Annotated in this window: 18 protein-coding genes; 10 read left to right on the top strand and 8 right to left on the bottom strand. The window is 47.4% G+C overall.

What is annotated here, in order from left to right; all coding sequences use genetic code 11:
- Positions 1-241: 241 nt before the first annotated feature.
- From J4G07_00705 to J4G07_00695, 3 genes are all read left to right on the top strand, one after another.
- Entirely contained in the window at positions 242-1312 is a 1071-nt protein-coding gene (locus tag J4G07_00705) for an Ldh family oxidoreductase (GenBank protein ID MCE2412499.1), read from the top strand.
- Between the two features lie 161 nt (positions 1313-1473).
- Complete coding sequence (locus tag J4G07_00700) at positions 1474-2412, top strand: ornithine carbamoyltransferase (GenBank protein MCE2412498.1); 939 nt, start codon at positions 1474-1476, stop codon at positions 2410-2412.
- 56 nt (positions 2413-2468) lie between these two features.
- On the top strand, positions 2469-3647 hold the full coding sequence (locus J4G07_00695; GenBank protein MCE2412497.1) for a threonine synthase: 1179 nt from the start codon (positions 2469-2471) through the stop codon (positions 3645-3647).
- Positions 3648-3674: 27 nt separating this feature from the next.
- Here J4G07_00695 and J4G07_00690 read toward each other — a convergent pair whose 3' ends face one another.
- The 5 genes from J4G07_00690 to J4G07_00670 form a co-directional block, all read right to left on the bottom strand.
- The gene (locus tag J4G07_00690; protein MCE2412496.1) at positions 3675-4403 is read right to left on the bottom strand and encodes a hypothetical protein; all 729 of its coding nucleotides are present in this window, start codon (positions 4401-4403) and stop codon (positions 3675-3677) included.
- Between the two features lie 201 nt (positions 4404-4604).
- Positions 4605-7775 carry an efflux RND transporter permease subunit gene (locus J4G07_00685; protein MCE2412495.1) on the bottom strand — a complete coding sequence of 1057 codons (3171 nt, stop codon included), beginning with the start codon at positions 7773-7775 and terminating at the stop codon, positions 4605-4607.
- A gap of 228 nt (positions 7776-8003) precedes the next feature.
- Complete coding sequence (locus tag J4G07_00680; protein ID MCE2412494.1) at positions 8004-9881, bottom strand: efflux RND transporter periplasmic adaptor subunit; 1878 nt, start codon at positions 9879-9881, stop codon at positions 8004-8006.
- Positions 9882-9951: 70 nt separating this feature from the next.
- On the bottom strand, positions 9952-11268 hold the full coding sequence (locus J4G07_00675) for a TolC family protein (GenBank protein MCE2412493.1): 1317 nt from the start codon (positions 11266-11268) through the stop codon (positions 9952-9954).
- 288 nt (positions 11269-11556) lie between these two features.
- Positions 11557-12006: a hypothetical protein gene (locus J4G07_00670; GenBank protein MCE2412492.1), complete on the bottom strand. Its 450-nt coding sequence runs from the start codon at positions 12004-12006 to the stop codon at positions 11557-11559.
- Between the two features lie 300 nt (positions 12007-12306).
- Here J4G07_00670 and J4G07_00665 point away from each other — a divergent pair, with 300 nt between their 5' ends.
- From J4G07_00665 to J4G07_00635, 7 genes are all read left to right on the top strand, one after another.
- Positions 12307-13239, top strand: a complete 933-nt coding sequence (locus tag J4G07_00665; GenBank protein MCE2412491.1) for a hypothetical protein — start codon at positions 12307-12309, stop codon at positions 13237-13239.
- Positions 13240-13349: 110 nt separating this feature from the next.
- Positions 13350-15785, top strand: a complete 2436-nt coding sequence (locus J4G07_00660) for a hypothetical protein (protein MCE2412490.1) — start codon at positions 13350-13352, stop codon at positions 15783-15785.
- Between the two features lie 10 nt (positions 15786-15795).
- Positions 15796-15978: a zinc ribbon domain-containing protein gene (locus J4G07_00655; protein ID MCE2412489.1), complete on the top strand. Its 183-nt coding sequence runs from the start codon at positions 15796-15798 to the stop codon at positions 15976-15978.
- A gap of 319 nt (positions 15979-16297) precedes the next feature.
- Positions 16298-17692, top strand: coding sequence for a DNA polymerase III subunit delta (gene holA, locus J4G07_00650; protein MCE2412488.1), 1395 nt, complete (start codon positions 16298-16300; stop codon positions 17690-17692).
- A 94-nt stretch (positions 17693-17786) separates the two neighbouring features.
- Positions 17787-18554, top strand: coding sequence for a tyrosine-type recombinase/integrase (locus J4G07_00645; protein MCE2412487.1), 768 nt, complete (start codon positions 17787-17789; stop codon positions 18552-18554).
- Between the two features lie 94 nt (positions 18555-18648).
- Positions 18649-18885 carry a hypothetical protein gene (locus J4G07_00640; protein ID MCE2412486.1) on the top strand — a complete coding sequence of 79 codons (237 nt, stop codon included), beginning with the start codon at positions 18649-18651 and terminating at the stop codon, positions 18883-18885.
- A 15-nt stretch (positions 18886-18900) separates the two neighbouring features.
- Positions 18901-19230, top strand: coding sequence for a hypothetical protein (locus tag J4G07_00635; protein ID MCE2412485.1), 330 nt, complete (start codon positions 18901-18903; stop codon positions 19228-19230).
- 327 nt (positions 19231-19557) lie between these two features.
- Here the strand turns inward: J4G07_00635 and J4G07_00630 are convergent, their stop codons facing one another.
- From J4G07_00630 to hisG, 3 genes are read right to left on the bottom strand one after another with little or no spacing between them, the layout of a single operon-like run.
- Positions 19558-20745 (bottom strand): metallophosphoesterase, encoded by a 1188-nt coding sequence (locus J4G07_00630; protein MCE2412484.1) that lies wholly within the window; start codon positions 20743-20745, stop codon positions 19558-19560.
- A gap of 50 nt (positions 20746-20795) precedes the next feature.
- Complete coding sequence (gene hisS, locus J4G07_00625) at positions 20796-22127, bottom strand: histidine--tRNA ligase (GenBank protein MCE2412483.1); 1332 nt, start codon at positions 22125-22127, stop codon at positions 20796-20798.
- A 12-nt stretch (positions 22128-22139) separates the two neighbouring features.
- Positions 22140-22919 carry an ATP phosphoribosyltransferase gene (gene hisG / locus J4G07_00620; GenBank protein ID MCE2412482.1) on the bottom strand — a complete coding sequence of 260 codons (780 nt, stop codon included), beginning with the start codon at positions 22917-22919 and terminating at the stop codon, positions 22140-22142.
- Positions 22920-22961 lie beyond the last annotated feature (42 nt).

The raw sequence follows: 22961 nt of genomic DNA, 5'->3' as shown, positions 1-22961 counted from the left end.
TTTTTTATGACAACGTTTACGTTTGGGTATGCGTTTACGCGATATACAGTAATTATATCTCAGTATGAGACATAACGGCAAATAAAAACCTACTAATACTGGATTGTTCAGTTTTCTGAAGAGAATTTGCGCTTTATCGGCAATTCTGCTAAAATTGCGGCGTTAGAAACACAACAGATTCTAAGCAACTGTCCACGTGTCTTGCCAACCCATAGAAAACGCTATAGGAGTACCTCCAACCATGAATCGACATGAACAAGAATCCATTGTGAATGCAGAGGCATTGCAAACCGTCTGTAGCCAACTTTACCAAAAAGTAGGCGTTGTCCAATCAGATGCGGATACCGTCGCAGAAATGCAAGTCCTAATGGATCTGCGCGGCGTTCATTCGCACGCGACGCGTGCTGTGCCACGTTATGTTCGCGGTATCATCAACGGTGACATAAATCCTACACCCGAACTTCAACTACTTGAAGACAACGCCGCTTCTGTCTTATTAGACGGCGACCGAGGCTTGGGACATCTTGTCGGTGTCCGAGCAATGAATCTCGCCGTTGAAAAGGCGAAATCCGCTTCGATTGGCGTGGCTATTGTTCGGAATAGCAATCATTTTGGGGCTGCCTCCAGCCATGCGATACGAGCCACAGAACACGATATGATCGGTTTTGCAACCACAAATGGACTCGGCGTGAATGTTGCTGTTTTCGGCGCGAGAACCACTTCAATCGGGAACAATGCGCTTTCTTTTGCCATTCCTGCTGGTGAAGAGCCACCGATTGTGTTAGATATGGCGTGTGGTGCAGCCGCCGCCGGACGGATTGGAACGGCAAGGCTATACCAAGAAAAAATCCCATTGGGATGGGGGTTGGACGCTGACGGCAATGAAACCGATGATCCAAGCAAGGTTGCCGCGATCTTACCTGCTGCAGGTCCTAAAGGCTCTGCCCTTGCGATTGTGATGGATGTCTTATGTGGTCCGTTAAGCGGTGGGCTGATGGGTATCAATAAGCATTATCAGCCTGGAGATGCGCCCCGCGAGAAACGCGTATCAGCCCACTTTTTTCTTGCGATTAACATCGCCAACTTCACCTCTATTGTGGAATTCAAGTCTGAAATTGACCGACAGATCCGGATGACACGTCAAGCCACTCCGCGCAGTGGGTTTACACGCGTCACCCTCCCCGGCGAGATTGAATGGGAATTGACGCAAGAACGCCTCGCCAATGGGATTCCGCTCCACAAGGAACCCTTACAAGAAATTGAGCGACTCGCCGACGAATTAGATGTTGAAATTCCGTGGGAGCGGGTGTAATGAGTGCAGAAAAAAACTTGACATTCGTTAGAAAATTGGGTATAATTATGCTTTCTTATTTGTCGCTGAGCGTAATTCAAGACAATACACAACCTTTTTATGATTTTTAAAAAAATGGAAATCATTCATTGGTTTCTCAGTGCCCCATTGTGGAGGTAATTATGCACCTAATTACACTGAATCCATGGTCAGAAACAGACATTCTTGAAACGGTCGAAAACAGTCTGAGCATTAAGAACCATCCCGAAAAATACAGACATGCCGTAGGTGGGAAGAGCCTCTGTCTACTTTTCCAAAAGACCTCCACGCGAACGCGCTGCGCCGGTGAAATTGGTATAACACAACTCGGTGGGCATGCCCATTACCTCGATTGGCGCACGACTAACTTCGCGTTAGCCGACCTTGGCGACGAAATGCGTGTCCTCTCTGCATACGTTGATATTATCTTAGCCCGTTTCTTGAAACACTCGGAACTCGTTGAGGCTGCAGCCGCTGCAACCGTCCCGGTAATTAACGGCTGTTGTGATAAATACCATCCGACACAGGCTCTTGGCGATCTGATGACGATACAGGAGCATCTCGGTAGACTGGAAGGGGTCAAATTGTGCTTTATCGGTGTGCATAACAATGTCTGCAATTCGCTGATTGCTGCCGGTATGAAGGTAGGCATCGAAGTCACGGTCGTCGCACCAGAGGTGAACCCTGCTGCCGTTGACAAAGCACTGTGGGAAGAAGCCTCTCGCAAAGGTCTCTATAAAACGATCAATACCAACACCGAAGCGGTGGAGCGTTCACTGGAAAAAGTAATTACGGAAAGCGATGTTGTCTACACAGATACGTGGGTGGACATGGAATTCTTCACGGATCCATCCTTTGCAAAAGAACGGAAACGTCGATTAGAAAAGATGATGCCGTATCAATTGAACGCTGAACTCCTGAAGGCATCCGAGTGCCGGGTCATGCACTGCCTTCCTGCACATCACGGGTATGAAATTTCGGGTGAGCTCGTCAACGATGAACGTTCAATTATCTTTGAACAATCCGAAAACCGACTCCATAGTATGAAAGCAATCCTTCTCAAACTCCTCGCGCACTCCTAAGCCACAGCCTTCAGCGCGCGTAAGTTCAAGCCTCGCGCGAGCCTACGGAAAAAGACATGAAAACTCGATCCCACCTCACCGAACCGGCTGGAAAATTAGAGTTCCTTGAATGTAGTAAGTGTCGTGAAACTTATGACCACCTGATACCACAAAACGTCTGTACCACCTGTGGAAAACCGTTACTTGCCCGCTATGCACTCGAACAGGTCGCGGAAACATGGACACGCGACACGCTCCAGTCGAGACCTGCTTCGCTCTGGCGTTATTTGGAACTCCTACCCATATCCAATTCTGCAGACATCGTGACGCTTGGGGAAACGATGACCCCCCTCGTCCATACAAAGAAATTAGGTGAAGTGTTTGGACTTACAGAGGTCTGGGTGAAGGACGAATCCCGATTACCCACTGGAAGTTTCAAGGCGCGCGGTTTGGCAATGGCAGTCTCGAAAGCAAAGGCACTCGGATTAACGCAATTGGCGATTCCTTCCGCTGGTAATGCTGCGACTGCCCTCTCAGTTTACGCCGCTGCCGCAGGTATATCGGCACATATCTTTATGCCACAAGATACCCCTCCTTTCAACAAGGAGACGTGTCAACTCGCGGGTGCAAACGTCACACTCATTGACGGTCTAATTACGGATGCAGGCAAAATTGTCGCAGAACGGAAGGAACAGGAAGGATGGTTTGACGTGTCAACACTCAAGGAACCGTATCGCGTGGAAGGCAAAAAAACGATGGGGTTTGAGCTGGCAGAGCAGTGTGGATGGGAACTCCCGGAGGTTATCATCTATCCTACCGGCGGTGGCACGGGTATTGTGGGGATGTGGAAAGCCTTTGCAGAATTAGAAGCGATCGGTTGGATCGGTAAGAAAAGACCGCGGCTCATCTCAGTACAGTCGGCAGGATGTGCACCGATTGTCAAAGCATGGGAAGAAGGGGCTACGGAAGCAACACCGTGGCGTGATGCACATACCGTTGCAAGTGGCTTGCGGGTTCCACAAGCAATCGGCGATTTCCTCATTTTAGAGGCGATTCGTAAAAGCAACGGTGCCGCGATTGCCGTCACAGATGATGCTATCCGTAAAGCAATGCAGCTGCTCCCGACAACTGAAGGACTTTTGACATGTCCTGAAGGAGCCGCAACTGTCGCGGCACTCAAACAACTCGTCGCAAATGGAATGATCAAAGACACGGCGCGCGTTGTGCTTTTTAATACAGGCGGTTACCAGTCATAAAAAGCAAGTCAGGATTGGCGATAGCTTCTACTTTCTTTCAAGGTAGTCGTAGGTCGGTTGTCTCGCTGTTCCCGCTTCAGATGCCTTCGTCTTGAGATGATAGCCTACCTCGTACTCGCGAACGGATACGATTGGATAGGGACCATCAAATCCTGTGATGATACCCTTTACCTCAACGGGCTTATTGTTGTTCGCCGCATCTATCCGCAGCTGATCAAACTCGGGATTCGCACTGAAGACGAACTTCTGTTCTTCATGCCCCGCCGTCATTGCGTGATGGATATGGGACGTGTCAGGTCGCCAACGTCGCCATGCCGGAACGTTTCGGAGATAACTCCGGGCGAAGCCGGGATGTGCAAACAGGTCGCCGCGAATGGTTGCCTCGGTATTAATAACGCGAGAATGTCCAATGCCATGGCGACCCCTGAAACGAGAATCGTTAAGCTGACGCATAATGTCATAGACATCAAACGTGTGTGTTTCGCTGAATTTAGAAGGACCTTGTCTCGGTTTGACTTCCACACGTGTCGTGAACAGTCGTTTTCTACCGTTCTTGTCCACAGGTGTGTGGAATGTGATGTCCTCTGGAGCCGCCCAAGGTTCCAGGAGCCGCCGAATTTGCCGGGCATCAGCATTACTGACGACATCGGAAATCTCCAGCTTTAAAACAGCCACTTCAGCCATGCTTACCACACTGATTCCAACAAACAGAAGGACCACCACAAAGGTCAGACAATAGAAATGTGAGCGTTTCATTCTGTTTCTCCTTATTCGTAAGTTTTCTTCCTTATACTTATTAGACACCGTTCGACGAAAAAAGTTGCAAAAAAGTCACAGAGATTAGGTCCAATGCTTTCTGTCGTGTGGGGTCGGTATAATGAATCCTTTCATTTGAGGGTTTAAACGAAGAACACCACAAGAAAGTTTACATAGAGCAGTTTAAAAACCCATCGGCAGTTAGGAACCGGTTTTACGTTCAAAACTCGCTAACCAGTTTAATTCGACAATGTAATATAACACTGGTAAGACAATAAGCGTCAAGATCGTCGCGGTTATCATCCCGCCACTGATGACGATTGCGAGCGGTTTCTGGAGTTCTGCCCCGGAGCCGTGCGCAAGCGCAAGCGGCAGCATCCCCAATCCTGTCGTTAGTGCCGTCATTAACACCGGACTGATGCGCTCCTCGGCACCCTTCATCACCGCATCATAGAGCGACATACCTTCTGAACGCAGCGTATTGATGTGTGTCACCAAAATAATTCCATTTCGCACAGCAATACCGAATAGCAAAATGAAGCCGACCATCGACGGAATACTCAACACTCCGCCTGTGAGAAAAATACTGATAACACCCCCGATTAACGCCAACGGCAGATTCAGCATCACTAACAACGAAAGCCGAAATGAACCCATCGCCAAAAACAACAGAACACAGATACCAATGAGGACAAAACCTGTCTGAATCATAATTTTTCTTTGTGCCGCCTGTTGACTTTCAAACTGCCCGCCGTAGGACAGGAAATACGCTTCAGGCAATTCGACCCGTTCGTCGATTTCCCGCTGAACTTCTGCAATAAAGTTGCCGAGATCCCGATTTTGGACGTTACACTGGATGACGATACGCCGAGAAACGTTCTCGCGATTGATAGTGTTCGGTCCATAACCAAAACCAACATCGGCGACCTGTTTTAGTGGGACGAACGCGCCTGATGGCGTTCGGATTTTTAGGCTTTCGACGGCTTCGGCTGTGTTGACGAGCGTCGGATCGACTCGAATCAAGAGCGTATATTGGCGTTGGCCTTGGATAACCTGACTCACCGACTCCCCTTTGAGTGCGGTTTCTGTAAAATGCGTCACATCTTCGACCCGCAAGCCGTAGCGTGCTGCTTCAAGTCGTTTTACCTTAATCTGAAGCTGCTCCACCTGCACCTGCTGTTCCACCTGTAAGTCCGCTACACCGTCGATTCTCGACATGACCGCCCGAATTTCCTCCGCCTTTGCCCGGAGCATGTCGAGATCCGTCCCGAACAATTTCAGTGCTACCTGCGCATTAACCCCTGACAAAAGGTGGTCGAGGCGATGCTGAATCGGTTGACCGACAGATACCAATACACCCGGAAAGTTTTCAGGAGACAGCAACTCACGGACTTCTGAAAGAAGTTCTGCTCGCGTTTTCTCTCGTTCATCGGGAGGGATAAAGTTCACAAGGATCTCATGTGTGTTTACGTCGTGGGCATGCTCGTCCGCCGCAGCGCGCCCGGTGCGGCTACTCACGCTCGTTACTTCTGGAATCGTCAGGAGTCGTGTTTCCATCTCTCTACCGATACGCGTTGATTCTCCTAACGAGGTACCTGGTGGTGAGAAGACACTGATAATAAACGTAGCTTCATCCATCACAGGTAGGAATTCGCGTCCCAGGCGAGGTATCGCTGCCACAGTCAAGACCACCAGTAGCAGTGCCACCACTACAATCGCCCAACGCAATTGCATAACCCAGACAAGTATGTGACGATAAACATGTTTAATCCACACAACCACCGGACTCTCTTTTGCCGGAGGAGGGACCGACTCAGGACCTTCTGATGGACGTCCTCTTCGGAAACGCGTCAATAGCAAGTCACTTAACACCGGAACGACTGTGAGCGCAACGAGTAGCGATGCTGCCATCGAAATAACAACAGCCCAGCCAAGCGGACGAAACATTCTGCCCTCCATACCACTGAGGCTGAACAGGGGCACAAAAACGAGGATGATAATCAAGGTCGCAAAGACAATTGAGGATCGGATTTCCTCACTCGCTCGTGCTACAACCTCTGAGGGTGTTTCTTCAGGTTCCTCGCCCGTCCAACGCAGACGAAAATATTCTTGTAATCGCCGGAATATGTTTTCGACGTAAACAATCGCGTCGTCAACGACCATTCCAACCGCAATCGCCAAACCCGCGAGCGTCATAATGTTAAGCGTGTCGCCCTGAGAAAGAAGCGCGATAACGGCTATAATCAAAGACAGCGGGATCGCAGTCAAAGTAATCAGGGCGGTCCGAATGTTGAAGAGAAAAATAGCCAGAACAATTACGACCAGAATCGCGCCATCGCGTAGAGCTTCTTTAACGGTGTCAACAGCACGCCGAATTAGGTCAGCTTGGGCATATTCAACCTTAATATTTACACCCTTAGGCATGGATTTCTCCAAGGATTCCAAGGTGGAAACCACTTTGTCGCTCAGCTCTATCGTGTTAATACCGGGTTGCTTGACGACCTTGCCCAAGACAGTTTCTTTTCCATTGTGGCTTCCCGCACCGCGTCGAATTTCTGGAAGCGATCCGATTTTCACCGAGGCAACATCCTTAACAAGAATCGGTCTGCCATGTTTTTGCACATTAACAACGACGTTTTCGATGTCAGAAACCGAAGAAATCCGCCCTAATCCCCGAATCATCAACTCGCGAGCATCTTTGATGAGGAAACCGCCTGCTGAGTTTTCGTTGCTCTTCTCAAGCGAAGAAGCAACGTCCTCAAGTGAAAGGTTATAACTTATCAACCGCTCAGGATCGACGAAAACTTGGAATTGCTTCACGTAGCCACCGATGTTAATCACATTGGCAATGCCACCCTGAGATTGCAGTTGGTAGCGAATCACCCAATCTGCGAGGTCTCGCATTTCCATCTCATCAAATTCTCCCGTTTCAGCGACGAGCGCGTATTCGATAATCTCGCCCAAGAGGGAGGAAGTCGGCAAGATAATTGGGGCATCAACGCCCTCCTGCAAATTCGGTGCGATCAGTTGAAGTCGCTCAGAGACCATCTGTCGCGCGAGAAACACATCCATTCCCCACTCAAATTCAACAAACACAAGGGACAAACCAATCGCGGAGGAAGACCGGACCCGTGTAACATAAGGCGCACCGTTCATCGAACTTTCAATAGGCAACGTAACCAAGGTCTCCATCTCTTCAGGAGACCACCCGTGTGCCTCAGTGAGTATAGTAATGCGAGGCGGATTGATGTCAGGATAAACATCAATCGGTGCTGATTGAAACATCCGAAATCCGATGATGACGACTGCAACCATACAAGTAAGCGTTAGGAGTCTATTTTTGAGAGAAATCTCGGTAATTTTCGACCACATATTTTAATTTTTCCTTGCGGGTAAACTACGTACGTTAGAACTTTCAAATGCGTTCCTTAAATCTGCAGAAACACCCCAGCAAAAACCCTGCGCCGTTGTTGCAGGCTATCGTTTTGGATTAATAAAGGCAGTAAAAAACCGTACAGATCCTTATTTCAGTCGTGAATTCCCCGAAAGTCTGATCGTAATGAAATGGAAAGGAGCGCAAGAACCAATCGTTAAAAAACGCTAATGCGGGTGCCCATGGGCACCCATCACTTCGGAGACATCTTCTGTTGCTCTCAACAACTGATGTTGCCCCTGCACCACAACATATTCCTCTGGAAACAATCCTTCTCTGATTTCGATATACTGGTCGTCTTTCGCGCCCACGACAACTTCCTGCTTCGTGTAAGTCTCCCCGAATTCGACAAAAACAAACCAGCTCCCTTTGTCTTCAAGCACGGCGTTCAGCGGAACACTCAAGACCTCGGCTCCTTTTTCCAAGACAATCACCTGCTCAGTAAACATCCCTGGTTTGAGTTTATGCTTGGGGTTGTTGACTTCCGTCCAAAAGTGGACGGTGCGCTCCTCTGGGTTCATAACACTTGATATATGTGATATTTTCCCAGTGAAAATTGTTTCTGGATAAGCAGAGGCACGGATGCGAACCTCGCTACCTATCTGCCACTTGTCCTGAAGACGGACAAGCGCATCCTCATGAACCTCCCCTTCAACCCAGACACGGTCGGTGTCGAGTATTGAGAAAAGCATATTACTTTTTTCAACCGTTGTGCCGAGTGTCACGTGTTGCTCAATGATCTGTCCGGAAGCGGGTGCCGTAACATAGAATATTGGAGTGGGTTTTCCGGTTTGAACGACCTTGTCTATATCGTCGAGGGTCAATCCAAACACCTGAAGTTTCTGCTGAACCTTGTTTAAGGTGATGTTCGCGCTTCGAAGTGACTCTTCCAATTGGAGCACTCCCTCGAGTGCTTCTGAACTCTCAACGAAGGCAAGGTAATTTTCAATCAGGGCATCGGTGGACAAATCGTTGAAGGATACAATAGTTTTGGTCTTAGCCAAGTTTTCAAGAAGCATTTCGGTGAGACCGGCAGCCAAGGCACGTTGTTTGTTGGCTGCAACCTTAATCGCAGTGATTTTGTATGCCGCTTCTGTTTCTACTAATTGTGTTCCTTTTTCACTGAGGATCGCGTATTTTTCCAGTAGAACTTTTGTGTCCACTTCGTCAGCATCCAGGAGTGAGATGACCGCTGTCTCCCTGCTGCCGTGGAGGATCTTTTCCAGCGTCTGTTCACTGACATCAAGGATTTGGAATTGACGCTTCGCATCTGCCAGTTCATTCTGTCCTTTTCTGTATTCTGCTTCTTGTGCAATGAGTTCCTTCTGCGCGGAAATACGCTTTTCTGCGAGTGCCTCGGTTCTCTTGAATGTCGTTTTTAGCAATCGGAGTTCAACGTCGGCTTTAACCAATCTGAACCGCATCTGTTCTAAAGCCCTAATAACTTCCGTTATGGCAAGTTCTTTGCGTTTTTCAATTGCGATCTGTAACTCCTGTAGCTCGGAAAGCGATTGCAAGTAGTCGATTTGACGGGTCTGCAATTCCCGCCGAATTTGCTTGGCGAAAACCTCTGTCAGTCTCGCCAATTTGGACTCCAATGACTTCTTTTCTGCTACGGCTTCAACCATTTCAATCTGCGCCATTTGCAAGTCCAGACTTTCCAGTTCAAGCAGTAAATCACCTTTTTCTACAAATTCACCAACACTGGAATGGATGCGTTTCACGATACCGCTGATTCGGGGTGTGGCGACTGCTTGGTATTCGGGATGCGCCATTACATTGCCGTGAACGTGTACAATCGTTTCAATGGAGCGGACATCAACTTCAGCAGTCCTCAAACCGATGTTGGCTTTTGCTTTGTCAGTAAGCGTTATCGTATTTCCTTGGCTGTGCGTATGATCAGCACGCTCGTCATCCGATTGATGCCCGTCGTCAGTTGTGCCGTCAGCCCAAGTTAGCGTAGACGTGAGGTTTAGCGGAACCAAGCCTACTATCGCAATAACAACAATTGAAAAAAATAGCGAAAAATGAGAATAACGTAACATTTTGGTTTCTCCTTGTATTGTCCAAATCATCGGGACATGCCGCATAGTATCAATCTATTCTACCGCGCTTCTATGGCAGTAATTCGACGGATGTATCTATAGTCGCTTCAAGTTGAGCCAGGGACTTATAGTACGCTGCGAGTGCTTCAAGGTAAGCAAATCGCATTTCGACAAATTCATTCTGCATCAAAATAACTTCCAAGAGTTTTGCTTCGCCCAATTCGTAGGCAGCCCGCGTCAGTTTGAGATTTTCATTGAGTAATTTTACTGAACCACCTTCATAAAACTTGAGCGTTTTTTGCGCGGTCTTGAGAGAGAGGAACGCTGCCATTACCTCTTGGCTAATTTGTCGTTCTTGACTGCTTATTTCGATAGCATCTACCTGCTGCTGCGCTTTTGCCGCATTAATCTCAACACGATTCCGATCGAAGAATGGCAACGGGACCGTCAATTTCACGCCGATTTGATTCTCTCCGCTGGTGCGTTGGACAAGCGCACCGACACTTAAATCGGGAATGTTCTCGGCTTTTGCGAGTCGGAGTTCGTTTTCAGTTAACTCGGCGTTTAATTGAACCGATTTTAGATCGTTACGACGCGCGAGTGCCTGTGTTTTCAAGGCATCAAGCGTCAATTCTGAAATAGCATTTGGTGATATTTTGGCTGTCGCTTGTGGGTTTCCAAAACTTGTTGAAGCGTCTGGAAAACCACCGACAGCGATACGCACCGTTTCAAGCAGGGCGCCCATTAAAGCATTCAGTGCAAGTTGTGCCAACTGTAATTCACCTTCTAACTTTACCACTTCGCGCAGTGCCGATTGTAGTTGAATATTTGCCAAATTTGCCTGTGTTACCGAAATATCGCCAGTTTCATACCGAAACTGTGCAATATCGGACATCTGTTTGCTGTGTTCGATAACCTCTTTCGCTAACTTAAGTTTTTCTTGGACAAGTGCCAACTCATAGAAGGCTATCTTTACTAATTTCGTAAGCAAGCGAGACGCTTCGGCAAGTTCAGCGTTTACCTTTTCGAGATGGATCTTCGCAATCCGTCTTTGATGTCCTCGCTGTCCACCGAGTTGAAACGATTGGGTGAGTTCGAGGCCTTGATCGCCGTCTATCCCCCCAGCGAATTCAGTTTCCAATTTGGGATTATCAAACAACGCGATGCCCTCAATTCGAGCGCGGGCAACTTTAAGTTTTTCACGGATCGCGTTGATATCCGGGTTTTCGTGCAGCGCTGTTTGGACTGCCACCTCAAGCGAAACCTGCCCACCCTTATTTGAAAAGGCTTCATCTGAAAAGGCAGTTGGCATTTGCCATACGCTTAAGGCTAACAGACAAATTATGCCCATCATGAAGATGGAGTTGAATGTGAGTTTCATACGCATTTTAATTTTCCCTTGCGGATAAGTATCGTGGTTTGAGACTTAGCATTCTTCGCTTTCGAGTTGAATAAATTGAGGAAACGTCCAAGCAAAACCCTTCCGCTTCGTTTCAGACTTGGTCGTTGGGTCTATTTTTCGCACTGCGCTTCAAAGGAAAACCTACGAGACATAACTGTGTCCGCTTACAATAGTCGGCACAGGGCTAAAATATTTCATATCAATGGGAATTAATGCCGAACTCTCAGCGCACCGAGCGCGATGAACGTCGCTGTAAATAGAAAGGGGTGTGGTTTAAATGAGGAGTGTCGTGGACCGAAGAGATACGAGAGTGGGGTCTATTACTGATGTGATATCCAGAAAAGGAGTATGCGTTAGAATCGTCGGAGCATTTGCTCGGAGTGCTATGAGTGTAGTTACGCAAAGAGGTGGGTGGATTAAGGCATCTTGAACTGGAACAAGATAGGGTTCAATGTCTAAAGAGACGAAGATCGCGAGATCAAGACACGCACCGCAGTGACTCTCTCCGGCGGTATCCGTAGTAATCGCAATCTCTGTATGCCCTTCGTGGAGGTCGTGTGTGTCAGTGCATTGCCCATTGACTGCGATTTCAAATTCGACGTGCCCGTCTGAACCGATACACAAAACATAATTGGACAACTGCATCGGAACGGTGGAAAGATAAATGAGTAGTCCAATTAAAGGGATGGCAGTCCTCTGTTTATTTGTTGAAATAAATTTCATTTTCATTTTCCATGAGGTAATATAAGGTTTTAAACGCATCCAGTTAACTGCCCGTTCAGAACTTTAATTATATAGTATACACGCCTTCCTGAAAAAAATCAAGAAATAAAGAGAAAATTGAAACCGGTCGATTACTCGAATATCTCAGCAGGATAGTAGGCCGTAAAGATGCATGAAATTTCTTGCAAAATTAACGGCAACTGTGTTAAGATTTAAAAAATGGAGGCGTCGCTTATAGCGCGCTCTTACGAATCATATATTGCGCGCTTCAAGCGCATACAGTAAAATGAGGAGATATAAATGATTAAGCAGATGTGTTGGGCAATGGTGTTGTCGGTTCTATGCGTTTCCATCAGTTATGGACAATATAATGGAGAATGTTGGGTCGTCAGCAAAGGAGATACAGTTTATAAATTATACGCCGATGGAAACGCCGATCCACAGGTTATTCCGAATTTACCACAAGCAACTGCCGCCGAAGTGAATCCAGCAGATGGCGTTGTTTGGATCGCAGTTTCAGCGGCAAATACCGTCTATCGTTACAATCCGAATACTGGCGATTTTAAAGAGATTCCCGATATTAACCGTCCGAACCAGATTGCCATTAACCCCGCCGATGGTTCAGCATGGATCGCAGGTCTTGATGCTGTTAAAAAAGTATCCGGTGACGGTGCCCAAGTTGTCGCGACAATACCCGCCCATGAACCCGCAGTGGCAGTAAACCCTACAGACGGTTCGGCATGGATAACGAACGCACGAGGTCCTATCGCACGCTATGATGCTGCAGGAAACAAAGTCGCAGACGCACCACCGATGGGTGAACCCAAAGGTGTAACCGTTGACTACGAAGGAAATGCTTGGATCGCTGACAGTCAACATAGTGTTTTGATGCGGGTTTCAGCGAGCGGACAGAAACTGGTAGAAATTACCGATATTCCGAATCCCACGTCACCGCGCATCAATATCACCGATGGAAGTGTCTGGGTCGTTTCACAGCAATCCATGTTAATGAACTTGGGACCAGACGGGGGCAAGAGAGCTGAATTTCTTGCGGGCATGGCAATCGTGGCAATTAGTGTTTCACCTACAGATGGCGGTATTTGGATAGCGGATATACTCGGTGAAACATTCCAAGGTGAAATTAGTAAATGGACGGCAGGTGGACAGCCCCTGTTCAAAAATCCTATTCCGCAACCTTCCTCGGTTTCCGTCGGGCACTGGGCAGGAAACTAATTCAGAATTGGTAGGAGTTGCCACGTTCGCCGCGTTGAAAGATAAACCGAAATCCGGTTGTGGTACTCATCGGAATCATAACAACTTCTTTGACAGATGTGAGGTGCATCATGATTAGGTATCCTCGTTTGACGCATTGCGTCAGTTTCCGAAATCTACTGTTAAAATTGGCAATCGGAATATTTGTTATTGCCTCCCTTAGCACGAGTGGATTCGCGCAGCTGCCAGACTTCCGTGTTGACACTGATAGTATCTCCTTTTCCAATCCAACACCGGTTGAAGGAGAAGAGATTACCATTTCAGTTGAGGTGAAGAACATCGGCGGCGGAAAACAAACGATGAACCAAGATCTGGTTGTTGACCTCTACGAGGCAGATCCAGCAACACAACCGCTCCAAATCCTCTGTAAGGATGTAATCTTGGAGTTAAAACCGGGAGAGAGCAAACGTGTGAAAACACAGTGGCAACCCCCTCCCGGTAAGACCGAAATTTATGCGGTCGTCAACCCGACCGGTGAAAAACACATTGAAGAAACGGACATAGGCAATAACCGCACGCATGCAACGATCACCGCTGTGTCGCGAACGTTCCCGCCCGTCACCTCTGAACAGATCCAGAACACGATAACGAAGGGTATTAATTGGATAGAAGCACAACAAGGACGACATAGCCGAACCTGCTTGCAGTGTGGAACTGAAAACCAACTCATCTTAATCTGCATTACCTGCGGGGCGAACCTAAAAGGTCTCGCTGAAAACTTTATCCCAGGCAAGTCTTGGAACTTCGGTGAAGATCAGACCCAAGAAACAGCATTGGCACTCCAAACATTATTCGCAACAGGGCACACGGCTTCGCACCCACCCGTCCAAAAAGGGATAGAATTCCTCTTGGCGCAGAACTGGAACGAATTTGCTGTCTACCAATCTGCCGTGGTTATCCCGGCTTTAGTCGCGACGCAAGATGCCACCTACAGAGAGCGTGTCCAGTTCGCTGTGAATCAGTTAGTCAAAAAGCAACTTCCCGTCAGCGGCAGTGAGTTCACGGACGACCGCGACGATGGCGGTTGGGGATACGGTTATAGTGCCGATGGCGCCCACATGAACATGGTTATCTACGCACTTTATGCCGCAAAGCAGTGGGGAATTGATATTCCTCCGGACACATGGGCACGTGCCGAGCAATGGATTCGCCGGAACCAAACCGAAACAGGGGGATGGCTCTACAATTTGGTTGATGACGGTTCACCGTGGGCAATAGGTGTCTATGGAAGTATGACTGCAACAGGGTTGTGGGCACTTCGGGCGTGTGGCGTTCCAGTTGACGATCTGCAGATTCAGAAGGGGGTTGAGTGGGTTAAAAAGCATTGGTCATTAACCCGTAACCCTGGTTCTAACTCATGGCTTTACTACTATTTACTTTCGCTGCAACGGTTTTGTGATATTCCGCCAACCTTAGACACGCTTGCTGGTTACAATTGGTACGATGAAATCTCACGGATGCTGGTTGCACAACAGGAATCTGATGGAAGATGGACCGGATCTGAGAGCGATTTTTTATCGACCTGCTTCACCGTGATGTCCTTGAGTCATGCGCTGGTAGGTCCAACTGAACCAAATATCGGGATTGTTCCACGAAGCCTCCGATTTTCGCCTCCTACGCCACGCGTCGGCGAAGCCGTCCGACTGAGTGCTACTCTTCGGAATACAGGAACTCCTCTTGACGATATTCTCAACATCGAGTTCTATGTCAATGATGAAAAGGTTACTACCACCGAAGTCCTTTGGACTTCAAAACTCACAGAGACCGTCATTTCAACCGATTGGGTACCAGGAATAGAAGGAGAGATAGAATTTGTGGCACGCATCGCCCTCTCGGATGCAGACGACAGTGATAACAGTGCTTCGGAAAAACTCACTGTGTTTCCACAATCCACGGCAGCTGCAGACGTTCAGTTGGCAAAACCGAAGCAAATTAGCGAAAATACTTATCAACTCGGCAACGTTGTTTTTGATACCAGCAAACGTGAGGTAAGGGTGCCGGGTGAAATTAACATTGTCGGTGGAGATGCCAATATCGAATTCTTTGCCTGCGGTAAACTCGGTAAAACACATGAAAGCATTTTAATCGTTGATGCAGAACCGATTTACATACTGACAGCACTCGGGGTTTTAGATTTTACACCCGGCATGAATCTTTCAGTTGAAGGTGATCCGCGAACACCTACAGGAGCACCTGTTGACATCTGGGTAGAATGGAATCAAGGCGAAGAAGTTGTCTCGCGCCGTGCGAGAGAGTTAGTATGGAATGCCTTTACGGAACAGCCGATGCAGGAAACGCCATGGGTCTTCACAGGTGGACGGCTTAAGAATAATCAATTTACTGCCCAGCTCTTCCATAACATTATCGCCGTCTATCGCGACCCAGATTCGCTTTTCAACCATCCTCTACCTACTGGCACCGATGATCGGACGTATCGTGTAAATACCGATATAATCCCACCCAAAGGCACAAAGATAAAACTCATCATCCGCCCCACCACAGCGTAAAGGAAAATAAATGCCACTTTTTGAATACCACTGCGATGACTGTACAGCTGAATTTGAGGTCCTCCAACGTGCCAGTGATGTCAACTCCCCTCTGGAATGTCCAAAGTGTGGGGCATTGAATCCAACGAAACGCTTCTCGGCGTTTGCTACTACGGGTACGCAGAAGGAAACTGCCAGCGACCCCGCAACGTGAGCAATCCCTTCTGGCGGCAGTTTGCCCTAACCATAAATACCACCTATTGCCAAACCTAAAGGCATAGTGGCTTGTACTTCACAAACATCAGTCTTCCTTAGAAGGTCCCATAGCATAGGTCGGCGTTGTATTTTCCTTAGTATTGTAGCCTTATACGATTCACAAGTGATAAAGACCTCCATCAGCACGGGGAGTTGCATTATCTTTATATACAATGCATATACTACAAACCTCCGTATGTGTAGAAATCAAGCCTATTATAAATATAAGGAGCATAGCGTTCATCCCAAAGCGGTGGACCCGAAGCTAAAAGATTCTCATGAGACAGAAACCTGCAAAGCCCGCACCGAACATCCTTCGCGAGATCCAAGCGGACAAAGTCCTACCGGTATATCTTCTCTGTGGCGAGGAAAGTTTCCTCATTGAGGGAACCCTCAAACAGATGCTCGATCACTTACTTTCACCTGAGACACGCGATTTTAACCTTACATTTCTCGACGGCACCGATATAACAATTCGAGAAATTCTCAGCCAAGTTGATCTCTATCCGGTCATGTCAAAATGGCGAGTGGTTGTTGTTCGCGACGCGCCCTTTTTCAAAACCCAACAACGGACAACGCCGGTAACGCTTCTCCGAAATGCGTTTAAAATTGAAACTACAGACCCACAAAAATCTATCTCTACAATGGCAAAACTATTAGAGGTGAGTCCGCAACAAATCGCTGAACAGCATTTCGACTTCGCAAATGCGTTTGAAGCACTTATTGATGAGTTAGGTCCAAAATTAACCGATGAAGAGCGCGGTTTCTTACAACGTTTGCCGGAAATCGCCCAACAGCTGGATACGTATGGCACTGAAACCGGTGCCAGTGATGAGATTGACTTGCTTCTTGAATGGCTCCAAGCGGATCTCCCGAAAAACAGCGTTCTGATTTTTATCGTGCGCGGATCGGTAAACGAACGCAACCGTCTCGTTAAAGCGATTGAGGGTGTGGGACGCTATAGATCCTTTGATCCGGTGGAAGCCGGCCCATCGGTAAATCGAGACCCGTTGTATAAAAAAGTCTCGGAAAAGTTCAGTGAATTCAATAAACAGATCACCCCCCGTGCTTTCACGCAACTCAGGACTCGCACCGGTGGTGATATGCACACAATTGCCGAAGCGATCAATAAGATTGTCGATTTCGTGGGTGACAAGCGTCAAATTGACGCGAACGATATCCAGAATATTGTGACGCAGCACACATTTGACAGCATCTTTGACCTCACCGATGCCATTGGCAGACGTTCAGCCGGGCAGGCACTAAAGAGTCTCTACGAGGTGTTAGCAAGTGGTCAGGAACCTATCTTGGTTAATTCGACGATCACACGCCAATTCCGATTTGCCCTCCAAGCCAAACTCATCGCAGACCAGAAGGGACTTCGCCCCTTCCGTAGTCGAATGCAGTTCTCAGAGTTTACGAAGAATATTTTTCAACCCCTTGTTGAAGAAATAGAGGGTTTTTTACCGAAGACAGCCACGCACAACATTCTTAAGCAGAACCCTTATGTCGCCTACAAAGTCTTTCAGACCCTTCACGCTTTCACTGCTGAGGAATTAGTCGATGCGATTGAGAAGACCCTCATCGTGGATACCCAATTGAAAACAAGCGACCTCAGTAAAACGGGGGTTCTGGAGCAATTAGTGTATGAACTTTGCACTACGCCGAGATAGCATAGATTGCTTTTACAGAACATAACTTAGAAACCAACAGGATATGATTCCGTTTTAAATATTATGTACGCATAGAAACAAGGAGTTTTTTATTATGAAAGGCACAAGACCTTTAGACAACGCCGAAATCCGTAAGGTATCAGTGGCTTTTGACGGGACATTTGCCATTCGGAACAGAAACCTGTTTATGCTCGGTGTTTCCGTCGGTGGACGGATTAGCGAACTGATTGCTCTGAAAGTGAATGATGTATGGCAGAACGACAAACCGGTCTCTGATTTGCTGTTTGATCGAAACATTGTAAAGGGCGGCGAGGTATCGAGAGCAGTACCTGTGAACACAGACGGCAGGCAGGCGATTGAAAGCCTCATCGCTTGGCATCTTGAACTCTATGGAAATGTTGATCCGACCCGTCCATTGTTTCCGTCCCGGAAGGGACAAGGCTTGAAAGCAATGACGCGAATAGCAGCGCATGATGTACTAAAAAATGTGTTTGAGGCAGCAGGACTCAACGGAAAACTCGGGACACATTCCCTGCGAAAGTCTTACGCGCAACGTCTCTATGAACACACGAACGATATTTATGCCGTCCAAGAAATGTTAGGGCATAAGAGCGTGGTAACAACCCAGCGATACTTAGGGGTAAACTATGCGAGCGTTCGGGATGCGTCGGAAGCGATGTCAATTCATTCCGAATCTAACAGAAGTGTGCAAACGTTAAGTTCGGTCAATGAAGCCTCGGATGACGTGCTTTTAATCGAATTGCTCCGGAGAGGATATGATGTCGCTCGCTTACTTCAAAACAACGATACAGAACAACCGTTTCAACTTCCAAATGAAGATACGACTTCAAAATTCGTTTAATTCACATTGGCGAACCATTTTTTACTATCCTTTCAGTGCTCTACCGACTCAATAATAGCAAACAACACTTTATTGGAAAATCGGAGGGTTTAAAATGGGAGAAGTCGTTCTGATTATCGCTATTATATTTGGAAGCATTTTAGTAACAACGCTTGGATGTGTCTGGATGGGGACTTCCTACGCGGCAAAGAAAAAAGGCTTGAGAAACGGAGCATCGCAACGCGAGATAGAAATATTACAGCAGAAAGTAAGCGATGTTCAACAAGAGATGGATGCCCTGAAACAGGAAGTGAAACGACTCATCAAAATCGCCAAAGGCGCAAGTGAGTAAAGGAGGAGAACAGACATGTTAGCGTTACTACTGATTTTTCTCGTTCTGGCATTCTTCTTTATCTTCAAATTGACAGCCGCGCTTACCGCTATTGTGGCAATCGTTATCGGGACAACAACAATCACTATACTCGCATGCGTCTGGTTGGGAACATCGTATTACCTGAGAACCTCTGGATATAATCCAAAGAGAGCCGAACAGACTTACCGTCGGGTAGATTCAGATTTAAATCAAATTGTTGGAGATTTACAGGAGATGCGTTTTGAATTAGGGGAGGCGGAACCGTATCTACGAGATGTGGAATTTCTAAGGTACGCCCGCCAGAATCGTAAAACAGAGAATTAGCATTGTAAAGCAGAAAAAGACGAAAGGTAGACAGGACACGCTTTTGTCCTGTCTATTTCATGTATCCTCTTCCTGGGGAGGTTTCCAACCTCGCCTATTTAGACTGCCCAAGTAATTCTAAAATCCACGCTAAGTCGATACAATGACCCTGTATTTTACGGGTAGGGTTACCATAGCAGGGCATCTTTTCTAAGGGGCTTGTAGGGCATTCTCGAAAGGATTTTTTGCAGACTGTGGTATCAGTTTAAGACGCACCAACGAAAAACTATAACTTCGCTCGGAATTATTAAAAATGCTTTCGTTTTCCCGAAACCAACCGCCAAAATCCTAAAAAGTCAACCATCGGTGAAATAGGACACCTTTCCCTTTGGGTTCAACGACTTGCAGTAAAACTTTTTCATCGCTGAAAAAATCTATCGCCATGAAACCGGTATGTTGATGTGCGAAAAGTGTATTTTCCCCAGACATCACTTCCGTCACTTTTCGGCTCGCTGCTGCCCCACTTACGAGAAGATAATCGGTAACTCCACCTTTTAAAACCTGCAAGGAGTGTTCATGCCCAGAAGCGTAGATTAAGAGCGGTGGACCTTGCGGTGGCAATTTTCGCATGGAAAACGCTCGGTTTAACTGCGCTACCATATTTTTGTTGCGTGCGCCGTTCATGTCTTGATCGGATCTGTAAAGATACCACCGTGCGGATGGATATATGGGACCCACTATCGGTATCGGGATCCAGAGCCACTTTTTCATAAATCTGATGGGAAAGAGGTGTGCCTTCCAGTCGTAGAAACCACCATGTGATCCATAACTTTCCAGTGGATGATGTCCGACAACAATGACCGGTAATTCCGTATCTAAGAGTGCTCCCAGTTCTTCTATCACCTGTTCAGGAGATTTTTGCGGTTTCTCGTGTTGATGGAGCCACCACTGCGTGTCCAGAACGATAAGCCGGACTACAGGTTTGGTTTTTGGAAGTTCGAGTGCAACAGGACCGGGTGAACCACCAGGTGGAAGAAAATTCGATTCACCCGCAAGGGCAGCGTTGACAAACTTTTCTTGTGCAAGAACTGCCTTAAGTCCTTCCGATTTTCCTTTCGCCCAATCATGATTACCAGGTATAAAGAGTCCATGAGCTCCAGAAGATTTGGCAACCGCGAGTTGTGGTGTAAGCCGAGTCGTTGCTTCATGTTTTTTCCGCTCCGTCATCCCTTCAGGATACATGTTATCTCCTAAAAAGACAATACTCGTGCTTTCCGGATCCTTCTCCGCCCATTCCCTAAGCGTTTTTAGAACAGGTTCATCCGGTTTTGGGATACCACCATCACCGAGTAATAATAGACGGTACTGGAGAGTGTCTTCCGTTTTACTCTCATGTTTCGCACTATCGGGTATATCAGGATGATAATACGGTTTTGTGTGACTACACCCCGCAATTGTCAGTTGTACTGCTTGAACAATACAACAGAGAATAACAATATAGCGAGTGAAGTTGGGGCGTTGATAAAATTGCTTCATGTTTCCTTAACGCTCCTATTGCTATGTAATCATTTACGTGAATAATCACTTTAGCCGTCTATCCATCGTTGGATGTGTCCAACAAATTCTTCTCTCGGAACGATGTGTTGCTCTCTGCTTGCGAGGTTTCGAATCGCCACGCTGCCTGCTTCTAATTCGTCAGAGCCAAGAATGACAGCATACGGGATCCCTTTTGTATCCGCATACTTTATCTGTGTGCTGAGTCGCGTCGGACGACTGTAGACTTCTGTCCGGATACCACTTTGGCGCAGAAGCGTCGCCAATTTCAGGGATTCCTGGGCGAGGTCAGCATCGAAAACAGTGACTAACACCTGTGTCACCGTTTTGCCTACGGTCGTTGGAAACATATCAAATTCTTCCATCACGTCAATAATCCGTTCAATACCGAAACTGGTTCCGGTTGCCGGGTAACTCTGTTTACTGAAACTTCCGATGAGCTCATCGTATCTGCCACCCCCGGTGATGCTCCCAATTTTCGGTTCCTCAACAACGGTTTCATAGATCGGTCCAGTGTAATATTCCAAGCCACGGACCATTGAAACGTTCATCCTATAAAATTTGTCGGGTACTCCAAGCGTTGTGAGATAGCTATCCAGGTCTTCTAATTCCACGACACCTTCTCTCGCCACTTCGGAATCTCCGAGTTGTTCACTGAGTGCGTTCAACACCGTCGCTGTATCACCTTCAATCTGCAGTAGCGCGAGCAATTTTTCAATGACAGGTTCCGGAATCTGATTTTCCGCTAACTCGTCCCGGACCCCCGCAAGCCCAATTTTGTCCAACTTATCAATAGATCGATAGAGTCCACCGAGTTGTTCTTCAGGAACACCAGCGAATTGTCCGATGCCGGTGATTAATTTTCGATCGTTAATATTAATCTCGAATTGTTCAAAACCGAGTCGAGTTAGTACTTGATAGATGAGAGTAACGTTTTCAGCATCAGCGAGCATACTTTCGGTGCCTACCGTATCCGCATCGCACTGGAAAAATTGACGGTAACGTCCTTTTTGCGGGCGTTCCGCTCGCCAGACGGGATCGATTTGGTATCGCTTAAACGGTTTCGGCAGTTGCGGATGCATCGCAACAACTCGGCAAAGCGGTACTGACAGGTCGTAACGAAGGGAAATGTCCTCTTTTCCGCCAACGTGTCCTGCCTGATAAATGAGTTTTTCAGCTTCCGGTCCGTATTTGCCCGTGAGGACTTCCGATAATTCTAATGCAGGTGTTTGCAGGGGTTCAAACCCAAATTCCTCGAACACGTCCCGAATCACATCTATAACATACTGTCTGCGAATCATCTGCTCAGGTAGAATGTCTCGCATCCCGCGCGGGACGCGCGGTTTAATAAAAGGGGTTGCCATCGGTTACGCTCCTTAAATGTGCCCGGGGAGTGCTTGACTCCGCCGTCTACGCAAACCTTTCCGGAGGGTCTGCTTCAATTCTTCAATCTTCTCCTGTTTCCATGAGTCCCGGAGTGCCTTCGGATTCGCAATCAGAGTGGATTCGGATTCGCGCAACAGTTCGATCACCTTAAGCTCATTCGCCTTGAGGGTGCGCCGTGATGCCGTAGAATTGTCAATTATGGCATCCGCTTCTTCTGGGGGTTTCCCTTCGGTGGCACCAAAAGACAACATAAGCGTGATAGGCGATTGGTAACTGCCGAGAGTGTTCAGTCGTCTCCACGGTGTTAGAATCGTAGGAGCGATTCTATTTTCCGTCTTTTCAAGGATATATTTCTCGGCAATGTTCAAGTATTCGGTAGATATGCGGATATCTCTATCTGAGATATTCACCAGATCATCAAATGTGTTGAGGTCGTCTCGTTCTTCACGCACCGCGAGGATAATATCAATATGTCCGTATTCGAGCGGCAATATTTCTTCAACATCTGCGTCAGTTTCTTCGACCCAATCTTGACCGGTAATTCCTACATCATAGAAATCATCCATGCCGACGTAGACCGGTATCTCTTGGGGACGCGAAATTTTGATTTGAAATTCGCTATCATTTTGGAAAGTTGCACGATAGGATCTATCCGTCGCGTTATAACCATTAAGTTCGTAACCGGCGCGCTGAAACATTTCAAGCGTATCCGCCTGTAGACTCCCTTTCGGTAACAGTAGTTTCAGCGTCCGTTGTGATTCCGTTTGCATTTTTTTAATCGTTGTCCTTTCTCCAATCTAACCGATAGGTAG

Source organism: Candidatus Poribacteria bacterium (assembly GCA_021295715.1).
GTDB lineage: Bacteria > Poribacteria > WGA-4E > WGA-4E > WGA-3G > WGA-3G.
The sequence above is the reverse complement of the archived record's forward strand: the minus strand, read 5'-3'. Positions and strand labels throughout refer to the sequence as shown.